The following is a 10,613-nucleotide window of genomic DNA, read 5'->3' as shown; positions in this document are numbered from 1 at the left end:
GATCCGCGGCGGCGCGGGCGGCATCGGTGGCGCCGCTGACCGCGATGCCCACGTCCGCGCGGCGCAGCGCGGGGGCGTCGTTCACGCCGTCGCCGGTCATGCCGACGATGTGGTCGGCGGACTGCAGCGAGGAGACGATGGCGTGCTTGTGCTCCGGCAGCACCTGGGCGAAGCCGTCGGTGGCCTCGATCTGCTCGTTGTCGGGGGTGCGGCCGTCGGCGAAGCGCTCCTGCGCGGAGACGATGCGCTTGCCGAGTCCGAGGCGCGTGGCGATCTGCCGGGCGATGGCGAGGTGATCGCCGGTGAGCATGCGCACCCGGATGCCCATGTCGTGGAGGCGCCCGATCACCGCGCCGGAGTCCTCCCGCGGCGGGTCGTAGAGGGGGATCAGGCCGAGGAACGTCCACGCCCCGCCGTCGTTGCGCGCCACGCCGAGGGTGCGGTAGCCGTCGGCGGCGAAGCGGTCGGTGGCCTCGCTCACCTGCCGTGCGAGGTCATCGTCCACATCGCACATGCCGAGCACCACCTGCGGGGCGCCCTTGGCGAAGCGGACGCGCTCGCCGTCGCGCTCGGCGGTGGCCTCGCTGTGTTTGCTCACCGGGTCGAACGGCACGAAACCGGTGACCCGGTAGGCGTCCAGGGCGGAGGCGTCGGAGAGGGCGGCGAGGATGGCGGTGTCGATGGCGTCCGGTTCCTCGCTCTCGTCGCGCTCGGCGGTCAGTGCCGCGGCGAGCAGCACCGCGGCCTCGTCGGCGTCCCCGAACGGGGCGATCTCGCCGACGGTGAGCTGGTTGCAGGTGAGCGTGCCGGTCTTGTCGGCGCACAGCACGTCCATGCCGGCCATCTCCTCGATGGCCACCAGCCGCGAGACGATGGCTTTCATCCGCGCCAGGCGCTCGGCGCCGATGGCCATGGTCACCGACAGCACCGCCGGCAGGGCGACCGGGATGGCGGCGACGGTGAGGATGAGCACGAAGCGGATGGTCTCCAGCGCCGGGGCGTGGCGGAACAGCGAGACCACCACGATCAGCGCGACCAGTCCCAGCGTGCCGAAGATCAGGAAGTTGCCGATGCGCAGCACCGCGCGCTGGAAGTGGGAGCGCCCGCTGCCGGCCTGGACCAGCTGGGCGGTGCGGCCGAAATAGGTGTCCATGCCGGTGGCCGTCACGACGCCGGTCATCTCACCCTGCTTGGCGGAGGAGCCGGAGTAGGCGGTGTCGCCGGCCTGCTTGTCCACCGGCAGGGACTCGCCGGTGAGCGCCGACTCGTCCACGCTCAGGTACTCACCCCGGCACAGACGCAGGTCGGCGGGGATGACGTTGCCCATGCGCACCGCGATGACGTCGCCGGGCACCAGCGTTCGCGCCGGCACCGTGCGCCACTGACCGTCGCGCAGGACGTGGGCGTTGAGCGCCAGGCGTTCGCGGAGCCTGTCGATGGCGGAGTCCGCCTTGTGCTCCTGCCAGAAGCCCACGCCGGCGTTGACCACGAGCATGGTGAGGATCACGGCGAGGTCGGCCCAGTGGCCCACCGCGGCGGAGAGGATGGCCGCCGCCTCGATCATCCAGGGGATCGGGCCCCAGAGGTAGGAAAGCAGCTGGCCGAGGACGCTGTGGCCGTTCTCGGCAAGGGTGTTTTCGCCGTAGCGCGCGAGCCGCTCCTGCGCCTCGGCCTCGGTGAGGCCCCGGTCCAGGTCGGTTTCCGGGGGTGCCTCCGCCGCGGTCTCGGCGGCCGGGCGGCCGGTATCGGAAGGGTCTTCACGGGACACTGTCGCCTCCCTGGCAGCACGCCGCGTCGCGGGGCCACCGGGCCCCGGCGGGGAACGGCCTCGCGGTCTTCCCTGTGCTGCGCTGCAATATAAGCTATGCCCGTGTGGCCTGCTCCGTCAATGCCCGGCGCGGGGGTGAAAGCTTTACCTTGTAGTCACTATAAGGATTACCGTACCGGTCAGGATCGATGACGAGTGAGGTGTGCGATGGCCGGTTGCTGTCACGACGACGACTGCGCGGCAAGCGCCCTGGCGGAGCGTCAGGCGCGCATGCTCTGGGTCGTTCTGGTGATCAACGCGGTGATGTTCGTGGTGGAGTTCGGCGCCGGCTGGGTCGCCGGATCCACCGCGCTGCTCGGCGATTCGCTGGACATGCTCGGGGACGCGCTGGTGTACGGCTTCAGCCTCGTGGCCGTGGCTCGCGGGGCACGCTGGAAGGCCGCGTCGGCGGGGCTGAAGGGCGGAATCATGGCGGCCTTCGGGATCGCCGTGCTGCTGGAGGCCGGTGCCAAGGCCCTGTGGGGCGTTGCGCCGGCCTCCGGGCTGATGGCCGGTATCGGCGTGCTGGTGCTGCTCGCCAACGCCGCCTGCCTGGTGGTGCTGACCCGCCATCGCGGCGATGACGTGAACATGAGCTCGGCGTGGGTGTGCTCACGCAACGACATCGTCGCCAACGTCGGCGTGCTCGTCGCCGCCGGCGCGGTGGCGCTCACCGCCAGCCCGTGGCCCGACATCCTGGTGGGCACGGCGGTCGCGCTGCTGTTCCTGCGCTCGGCGGTGCGGGTGCTCGGCGACGCACGGCGATCCTGGGACGCGGCGCCCGCCGGCTGAGGCCCGGGAGCGTGTCCCGCCTGTCCGCGGACGGCGCCTTTGCCCGGCAGGTCTACACCCGTATCGCCGGGTACTACGACCCGCTGCTGTGGCTGTTCGTGCCCATGGGGGTGCGGCTCGGGCGTTACCGGGCCGCGCTGGTGGACGGCCTGGCCCTGGCTCCGGGGGACACGGTGGTCGACCTCGGCTGCGGTACCGGGCGTAACCTGCCCCGGCTCGCCCGGGCCGTGGGCCCGGCGGGGCGGATCATCGGCGTGGACGTCAGCGCCGGCATGCTCGAGCGGGCCCGCAGGCGTGCCGACGCTCTCGGACTCGACAATGTCTCGCTGGTGCAGGCGGATTTCCTGCAGTGGGCGGGGCCGGGGCGGTCCGTGGACGCGGTGTGCGCGGCCCTGACCCTGGGCATGAGCGGTGATTACCCGGTGGTGATCGACCGTGCTGCCGGATGGCTTCGGCCGGGCGGCCGGTTCGGGGCGCTGGAGATGCAGGCCCCGGAGGGCTGGCCGGCCTGGCTGGTCCGCGCCGGGGTCGCGCTCAACCGTGTCTTCGGTGTGCGTCCGGAGCAGATCACCCGACGGGTGGACCAGGCGCTGCTCGCCCGTCTCACGCCGGTTTACCACCGCTACTACTACGGTGGGGTGTTCACCCTGGCCGTGGGATGTGTGGACGAGAGGACGCTGCCGTCATAGGCTTGCGGACCCATGAAGTGCATCGCCCGCATCCTGATCCTGCTCGTCGCGTTCTCCGTCGTCGCCCACACGGCGGAGGCCGGCGCCGAGATCGCCGCCCACGCCGACGCGCCTGTCGCAGCGGCGACGCCGGATTCCGCGGACGGTGATCAGCCGGTCGCCGCGCCCGGGATGCATGAGTGCCATCTTCCGGCGCACCTGCCGGCACTGGCACCGGCCTGCCCCCTGCCCATGCACGCCCGCTCCGAATCGCCCCTTGCCCGCCCCGGTCTGCGCCTCACCAGCGTGGACCGGGCGCCGGTAACACCGCCCCCGACCACCTGAGTCCAGCTCCCCGCCGTCCGGCCGGTTTTCCCCGGAGGACGGGCGTTGTGCCGACCACGGCGGCCGCCGTTCACGCGCCGGCGGACCGTGCGCGGCAACCCCCTGTTTACCACCGCTTCCGAAGCCCTGTGCCTGGTGTTCGGGGGCGGCCGAGGAGTCACACCATGCAGCTGCGAAACCGTTTCCTGCTGACCGCCGCGGTGCTCGCCGCGGGGGCGGCGGTCCTGCCCTTTCCGCAGGCCACACACGCGAGTGCCGGCGGGGATGCTTCCGACGTGACACCCGCACCGGCGGCGCGTGCCGGTGCCGACCCGGAGGCGGTGCCGCCCGGTTCACCACCCGGGCGGCTGACCGTGCGCGCCGGCGACACCCTGCTCGGGCTGTTGGGCAACGAGCTGGACCTGGACGCCGCCGAGGCGATGCGGGTCGTGCAAGCGCTCTCCGGGGTGATGGACGCCGGCGCGCTACGCCCGGGCCAGACACTGGTTCACGTCCTCGACGAAGACGGTGGGGGACCGCGCCTACGCCGGCTGAGTATCCGCACCGACGCGGACACGCGCGTGCTCGTCTCGCGGACGGACGGTGGCGGGCTCGAGGCCCGGGAGCGACGGGTGGCGCACCGGCGGACCACGCGCACCGTGCGCATGCGGGTCGACGGCGGGCTGTACCCGGCGGCGATGCGCGCGGGGATACCGGAGGCGGTCCTGATCGCCGCCTACCGCCGTCTCAGTGGCCGTATCGACTTCCAGCGGGACCTGCGTCGGGGCGACGAGTTCGCCGTCGTCTACGAGCGCTTTGTCCACGAGGACAGTGCGGCAAGCCATGACGGACGCCTTCTGGCCGCACGCATCGGCCAGGCTGGCGGAGAGCTCGCCGTGTTCCGGCCCGGTGGCGGGACCGACGGCGGGCGGGACGGTTTCTACACCGCCGACGGTGCCAGCGTCGCGACGTCGCTGCTGCGCACGCCGGTGAAGGGCGCGCGCCTGTCCTCGCTGTTCGGCCGGCGGGATCACCCGGTCCTCGGCTACACCCGCATGCACGAGGGCCTGGACTTCGCCGCGCCACGGGGCACCGCGGTCCGTGCGGCGGGCGATGGGCGTGTCGTCCGCGCCGGGCCGTTCAGCAGCTACGGCAACTACGTGCGTATCCGCCACGACAACCGCCTGCAGACGGCCTATGCCCACCTGTCCGCCTTCGCCGACGGGATCGGTGACGGCGATCGGGTCCGCCAGGGCGAGGTCATCGGCTACGTCGGGGCCACCGGCACCGCCACCGGTCCGAACCTGCACTACGAGGTCCTGCGCGGCGGCGAGCCGGTGGACCCGCGGGCGCTGGACCTGCCGCCCCGTCGCCGGCTCACAGGGGAGCGGTTGCGGACGTTCCGCGAGCGTATCCGTCCGCTGCGCGTGGCCATGCACGGCGGCGCCCGCAACGCCGCCGCGGCGCATCCCGCGCTGATGCTGGCCGACTACGCGGTGCGGCGATGACAGGCGACGGGTTAAGCGTGCTGGCCGGGGTGGCGGGGTTTCTCCGGCCCTACGAGTGGCAGCCGATGGTGAGCCTCGCGGTGGCCGTCGCCCTGCTCCTCTATCTCCGCGGTATTGCATGCGGGGCACGGCCGGGGGTCGTCCGGGCGGCGGCCTTCCTGGTCGGCCTGGGGGCGATGTACGCCGTCACCCAGACCCGCTTCGACTACTTTGCCCAGTACGTGTTCTTCATCCACCGCCTCCAGCACCTGGTGCTCCACCATATCGCCGCGATCCTCATCGTGCTCGCCAACCCGTTGCCGGTGCTGGCGGCGGGGATGCCGGCACCGGTCCGTGACCGCGTGATCGCACCGGCGTGGCGCAGTGCCCCGGTGCAGGGCGTCTACCGCTTCGTCCAGCATCCGCTGGTGGCCTCGCTGCTGTTCGTCGGGCTGATCTATCTCTGGCTGACCCCGGCAGTGCACTACAACGCCATGCTCAGCCGCGAGCTCTACACGGTCATGAACTGGAGCATGGCCATCGACGGGCTGCTGTTCTGGTGGCTCGCCCTCGACCCGCGCCCGCCCGGGCCGGGGCATTACGCCATCGGCTTCGGCAAGCGCTGCCTGATGCTCGCGGCGGTCGCCTTCCCCCAGATCTGGTTGGGCGCATACATCGTCATCGAGGGTGGCGGCATCTACGACTACTACGAGGTCTGCGGTTCGCCCTGGCCGATCGACGCCACCACGGACCGGGTGCTGGGCGGCATTTTCACCTGGATACCGGCGGCCATGATGAGCGTGCTCGGCACGGTCATCGTGCTGGCCTACTGGTATCGCAGCGAGCGCGGCCCGACCTCCACGCACTGACAAGGCCGGGCGTCGTATCCAGCAGGCCCTCTGGAACAGGAGACCATGGACATGAGGATTCGCCGCTTAATCCGTCCCCGCCGCCGTCATGCACGCCGCACCGGCGGGAGGGCAGTGACGACGTGGGGGGCGCGGCTGCACGTACTCACCGCCATCATCGCCCTGGCCGTCGTTCTGGCGGCCTGCAGCGAGCCGGAATGGCGGACCAGCGATATCCGCGGCCAGTTCCCGGCGTTGCAGTTCCGTCTCACCGGCGAGTCGGGCAGCGTGATCACGGAAGACGACATGGCCGGCAGGATCGTCCTGCTCTTCTTTGGCTATACCTCGTGCCCGGACGTCTGTCCGGGCACACTGGCGCGCCTGAGCCGCGTGATGCAGCGGCTGACGCCGGCGCAGCGCGAGGACACGCGCGTCCTGTTCGTCAGCGTCGACCCGAGGCGGGATTCGCCGCAGCGCCTGGCGCGCTACACGTCCGCCTTCGGCGAGGGCTTCATCGGCCTGACCGCCGGGACGGGCCGGCTCCGCGAGCTGGCGGCGCGCTACTACACCACGTTCTCCTACGGCGAGCCGGACGCGGAGGGCAACTACCCGGTCAGCCACAACGGCTCGGTGTTCGTCTTCGACCGTGACGGTACGGCGCGGCTGCGGATCACGGCGAACGACGCCGGCGGTGTGCCCAGCGACTCCGTCGAGGCGATCACCGCCGACCTGCAGCGGCTGCTGGCCTCCGGCTGAGGCGGTGCTCAGCCGGCCTTTTCCCCGAGCCGCTGCCGGGCCGCGGCCACCTGGGCGCGGACCTGCGCGGGAGCGGTGCCGCCGGTGTGGTCCCGCGCGGCCACCGATCCCTCCAGGGTGAGGACCTCGAAGACGTCCTCGCCGATGGCATCGGAGAAGCCCTGCAGCTCCCCCAGGGACATCTCCGCGAGGTCCCGCCCGCTCTCGACGCCGTGGCGCACGGCGCGCCCGACGATCTCGTGGGCGTCGCGGAAGGGCACGCCGCGGCGCACCAGGTAGTCGGCGAGGTCGGTGGCGGTGGCGAAGCCCCGGCGGGCCGCCTCGCGGGTGTTGTCGCGCTTGACCGCGAGGTTCGGGACCATGTCCGCGAAGGCCCGGAGGCTGGCGATCACCGTGTCGGCGGCGTCGAACAGCGGCTCCTTGTCCTCCTGGTTGTCACGGTTGTAGGCGAGCGGCTGGCCCTTCATGAGGGTGAGCATCGCCTGCAGCGCGCCGTGGACCCGGGCGGTCTTGCCGCGGACCAGCTCGGCGACGTCCGGGTTCTTCTTCTGGGGCATGATCGAGCTGCCGGTGCAGTAGCGGTCGGGCAGGTCGATGAAGTCGAACATCGGCGAGGTCCACAGCACCAGCTCCTCGGCCATGCGCGAGAGGTGGGTCATGATCGTGGCGCCGGCGGAGAGGAACTCGATGGCGAAGTCGCGATCGGAGACCGCGTCCAGGGAGTTGCGGCTGGGCGTATCGAAGCCGAGCTCCGCGCAGGTCATGGCGCGGTCCACGGGGAAGGTGGTCCCGGCGAGCGCGGCCGAGCCCAGGGGCATGACGTTGGCGCGCTCACGGCAGTCCCGCAGCCGGCCCTCGTCGCGCACCAGCATCTCGTACCAGGCGAGCATGTGGTGGCCGAAGGTGATCGGCTGGGCCACCTGCAGGTGGGTGAAGCCCGGCATGATGGTCTCCGCCTCCTGCTCGGCGAGGGACACCAGCCCGTACTGGAAGCGGCGCAGCAGCGCGACCGCCTCGTCAATCGCCTCGCGCAGCCACAACCGCACGTCCGTGGCGATCTGGTCGTTGCGCGAGCGCCCGGTGTGCAGACGCTTGCCGGCGTCGCCGATGCGCTCGGTCAGTCGCGCCTCGATGTTCATGTGCACGTCCTCGAGGGACGGCGACCAGGGGAACTCGCCGCGCTCGATCTCCTCGCCGATGGCGTCCAGGCCCTCGACGATGGCGCGGGTGTCCCCGTCGGAGAGCACGCCGACGCGGTTGAGCATGCGCGCGTGCGCCTTGGAGCCACGGATGTCCTGGCGGTAGAGACGGCGGTCGTAGTGCTCGGAGGCGGTGAACGCCTCGACGAAGGCATCGGTGGCCTCGGTGAAGCGCCCGGTCCAGAGCTGGCTGGCGGTCTTGTCGGTCATGGTGGCCCCTGGCCTCTGCTGCGTGGGTTAAGGCGTTGGCGGAGTATACTAGACAGACAGGTGCGATACGCGCCGCGGCGCTTGCGCCCGGCGCCGTTCCATGGCCATGCTGGAGCCGCCACGTGCACGGCACGGAGGGCGTGCCGCGGGCAACTGGGGGAGACTGTGGCGGCGAGGGAAAGCTTTCTCCCGGACTTCTGTGCCAGAACGAGCGTGCTCACGGTGGTGATGACCGCCGAGCTGCTCGCCTTCGTGCTGGTGCTGGTCCAGCCCGACGGCGGCTGGCAATCCCTGGGGCTGATCTCGTTGCTGGTGCAGTGGATCGCGCTGGGGAGCTCGGCGCTGCTGTGCTATCTGCGTCCCCGCCTCGCGCGGTTGTCGGGCCCGCAGGCCGCGATTGCGAGCTATATGCTGGTGCTCGCGGTGACCGCCGCGGTCGCCGAGGGGGCCTGGTGGCTGGCGGCGCCGGTGACGGCGGGACATCCCCTGTTCCTGGCACGGGTGCTGGCCGTGGCCGCCATCGTCGCGGCGGTGGTGCTGCGCTATCTCTACGTCCAGCACGAGTGGCGCCGGCGCATGCGCGCTGCCGCCGAGGCGCGCAACGAGGCGCTCCAGGCCCGCATCCGCCCGCACTTCCTGTTCAACAGTCTGAATACCATCGCCTCCATGATCCCGGTGGCGCCGTCCCGGGCCGAGCGCCTGGTCGAGGATCTCGCCGACCTGTTCCGCGCGAGCCTCGCCGGCGGCGACCGGCTGGTGCCGCTGGCCGACGAGCTGACCCTCGCCCAGGGCTATCTGCGCATGGAGCGCGAGCGCCTCGGCGAGCGGCTGTCCGTGGCCTGGGACGTGGACGCGCTGCCCCGTCACGCCCTGATCCCGCCGCTCACGTTGCAGCCGCTGTTCGAGAATGCGGTCTACTATGGGATTGAGCCCCGGCGTAACGGAGGGACCCTGACAGTGAGCGGACGGCGTGATGCGGACATGCTGGAGATCGCGCTGATCAACCCGGCCCCGGAGCGTCCGGGGCGCAGCACGGGCTTCGGCATGGCGCAGGAGAACGTGCGCGAGCGCCTGGCGCTCGCTTTCGGCCATGAGGGACGCCTGGAGGCCAACGGCCACGATGGCGTCTATCATGTCACAGTGCGGTTTCCCTACTGGCGAGGGGTGGCCGATGAAGATACTCATCGTTGATGACGAGGCCCCGGCCCGCCAGCGGCTGGCGGGGATGATCGCGGAGCTCGGCGACTGCGAGGTGGTCGGCGAGGCCGCGGACGGCGAGGAGGCGCTGGTGCTCACCGAACGCGTCCGTCCCGACGTCGTGCTCCTGGACATACGCATGCCGGGACCCAACGGACTGGAGGTGGCGGCCCGCCTGAGCCAGTCGTCCCAGCCGCCGGCGATCATCTTCACCACCGCCCACGGGGATCACGCCCTGCAGGCGTTCGAGACGGCGGCCATCGACTACCTGTTGAAGCCCCTGCGCTCCGAGCGGCTCGCCGCCGCGCTGGCCAAGGCCCGCCGGCTCAACCGAGCGCAGCTCGAGGCGTTGCAGGTGCCCGAGACCGACGGCCGTGAGCACATCCTCTGCCGCCGGCGCTCCGGTATCGAGCTCGTGCCGGTGGACAGCGTGCGCTACTTCATGGCCGACCAGAAGTACGTCACCGTCAAGCATGCCCGCGGCGAGGACCTCATCGAGGACTCGCTGCGCAAGCTCGAGGACGAGTTCGGCAACCGGTTCGTACGCATCCACCGCAAGGCGCTGGTGGCCCGGGACCGTCTCGTCGGCCTGGAGCGGGGCGGCGACGGGCGGACCTACGCCGTGCTCGAAGGCACCGACGACCGTCTCGAGGTCAGCCGGCGGCATCTGCCCCACGTCCGCAGCCTGCTGAGGTCGGCGCGCGTGAGTTGACCCCGCGGGTCGTGGCATCCTGTACGGCCACGCAGGCTACCCGAGAGGCCGTACCATGCCCCGCGACCGGGTCCGTATCGCCACCCGTCGCAGTGCCCTGGCGCTGTGGCAGGCGGAACACGTTGCCGACGCCCTCCGCCGTCTCCATCCCGGGCTCGAGGTCGAGCTCGTGGGCATGAGCACCCGGGGCGACGAGATCCAGGACAGGACGCTAGCCGCCATCGGCGGCAAGGCGCTGTTCGTCAAGGAGCTCGAACGGGGCATGTTCGAGGGGCGCGCCGATATCGCCGTGCATTCCATGAAGGATGTCCCCGCGGAGCTGCCCGAGGGTATGCACCTGCCGGTGATCCTCGAGCGCGACGACCCCTTCGATGCCTTCGTCTCCAACCACCACGCCGGGGTCGACGAGCTCCCCCGGGGCGCCCACGTCGGCACCGCAAGCCTGCGCCGGGAGTGCCAGCTGCGCTGGCGGCGCCCGGACCTGCGGGTCTCGCCGCTGCGCGGCAACGTCCAGACCCGGCTCGGCAAGCTCGATGCCGGTGAGTTCGACGCCATCGTCCTCGCGGCCTCCGGGCTGCGCCGCCTCGGGCTCACCGAACGCATCCGCCGGCCG

General features: G+C 71.5%; 11 protein-coding genes. 9 read left to right on the top strand and 2 right to left on the bottom strand.

Annotated features, from left to right (window positions below):
• Positions 1 to 1,768: plasma-membrane proton-efflux P-type ATPase (locus G7A99_RS08540; protein ID WP_240466186.1), on the bottom strand; the 1,768-nt coding region annotated here is incomplete at its 3' end.
• A gap of 207 nt (positions 1,769 to 1,975) precedes the next feature.
• On the opposite strand from G7A99_RS08540, the gene G7A99_RS08535 reads away from it, so the two are divergent.
• The 6 genes from G7A99_RS08535 (at position 1,976) to G7A99_RS08510 (ending at position 6,682) form a co-directional block, all read left to right on the top strand.
• Positions 1,976 to 2,599: a cation transporter gene (locus tag G7A99_RS08535; RefSeq protein WP_163139533.1), complete on the top strand. Its 624-nt coding sequence runs from the start codon at positions 1,976 to 1,978 to the stop codon at positions 2,597 to 2,599.
• Positions 2,600 to 2,610: 11 nt separating this feature from the next.
• On the top strand, positions 2,611 to 3,288 hold the full coding sequence (locus G7A99_RS08530) for a class I SAM-dependent methyltransferase (protein WP_018718044.1): 678 nt from the start codon (positions 2,611 to 2,613) through the stop codon (positions 3,286 to 3,288).
• Between the two features lie 12 nt (positions 3,289 to 3,300).
• Positions 3,301 to 3,612 carry a hypothetical protein gene (locus G7A99_RS08525; RefSeq protein WP_018718045.1) on the top strand — a complete coding sequence of 104 codons (312 nt, stop codon included), beginning with the start codon at positions 3,301 to 3,303 and terminating at the stop codon, positions 3,610 to 3,612.
• A 164-nt stretch (positions 3,613 to 3,776) separates the two neighbouring features.
• Positions 3,777 to 5,099 (top strand): M23 family metallopeptidase, encoded by a 1,323-nt coding sequence (locus G7A99_RS08520; protein WP_018718046.1) that lies wholly within the window; start codon positions 3,777 to 3,779, stop codon positions 5,097 to 5,099.
• Positions 5,096 to 5,947 carry a cytochrome c oxidase assembly protein gene (locus tag G7A99_RS08515; protein ID WP_051088211.1) on the top strand — a complete coding sequence of 284 codons (852 nt, stop codon included), beginning with the start codon at positions 5,096 to 5,098 and terminating at the stop codon, positions 5,945 to 5,947. Before G7A99_RS08520 ends, G7A99_RS08515 begins: the two co-directional genes overlap by 4 nt.
• A 114-nt stretch (positions 5,948 to 6,061) precedes the next feature.
• On the top strand, positions 6,062 to 6,682 hold the full coding sequence (locus tag G7A99_RS08510) for an SCO family protein (RefSeq protein ID WP_018718048.1): 621 nt from the start codon (positions 6,062 to 6,064) through the stop codon (positions 6,680 to 6,682).
• A gap of 8 nt (positions 6,683 to 6,690) precedes the next feature.
• Here G7A99_RS08510 and argH read toward each other — a convergent pair whose 3' ends face one another.
• Complete coding sequence (argH, locus tag G7A99_RS08505; protein ID WP_163139529.1) at positions 6,691 to 8,091, bottom strand: argininosuccinate lyase; 1,401 nt, start codon at positions 8,089 to 8,091, stop codon at positions 6,691 to 6,693.
• Between the two features lie 165 nt (positions 8,092 to 8,256).
• Here argH and G7A99_RS08500 point away from each other — a divergent pair, with 165 nt between their 5' ends.
• The 3 genes from G7A99_RS08500 to hemC form a co-directional block, all read left to right on the top strand.
• A complete protein-coding gene (locus G7A99_RS08500; RefSeq protein ID WP_026321059.1) occupies positions 8,257 to 9,282 on the top strand; it encodes a sensor histidine kinase in 1,026 nt (341 codons plus the stop codon).
• A complete protein-coding gene (locus G7A99_RS08495) occupies positions 9,263 to 10,000 on the top strand; it encodes a LytTR family DNA-binding domain-containing protein (RefSeq protein WP_018718051.1) in 738 nt (245 codons plus the stop codon). The genes G7A99_RS08500 and G7A99_RS08495 overlap by 20 nt, the downstream gene beginning before the upstream one ends.
• A 55-nt stretch (positions 10,001 to 10,055) precedes the next feature.
• Positions 10,056 to 10,613: hydroxymethylbilane synthase (gene hemC, locus G7A99_RS08490; protein ID WP_240466184.1), on the top strand; the 558-nt coding region annotated here is incomplete at its 3' end.

This window comes from Arhodomonas sp. KWT (assembly GCF_010993615.1).
This window is presented reverse-complemented; position numbering and strand designations above follow the sequence as displayed.

Coding starts and splice junctions, on each gene's coding strand:
- G7A99_RS08535 (WP_163139533.1), top strand. CDS start 1,976: ATGGCCGGTTGCTGTCACGACGACGACTGCGCGGCAAGCGCCCTGGCG.
- G7A99_RS08525 (WP_018718045.1), top strand. CDS start 3,301: ATGAAGTGCATCGCCCGCATCCTGATCCTGCTCGTCGCGTTCTCCGTC.
- G7A99_RS08520 (WP_018718046.1), top strand. CDS start 3,777: ATGCAGCTGCGAAACCGTTTCCTGCTGACCGCCGCGGTGCTCGCCGCG.
- G7A99_RS08515 (WP_051088211.1), top strand. CDS start 5,096: ATGACAGGCGACGGGTTAAGCGTGCTGGCCGGGGTGGCGGGGTTTCTC.
- argH (WP_163139529.1), bottom strand. CDS start 8,091: ATGACCGACAAGACCGCCAGCCAGCTCTGGACCGGGCGCTTCACCGAG.
- G7A99_RS08495 (WP_018718051.1), top strand. CDS start 9,263: ATGAAGATACTCATCGTTGATGACGAGGCCCCGGCCCGCCAGCGGCTG.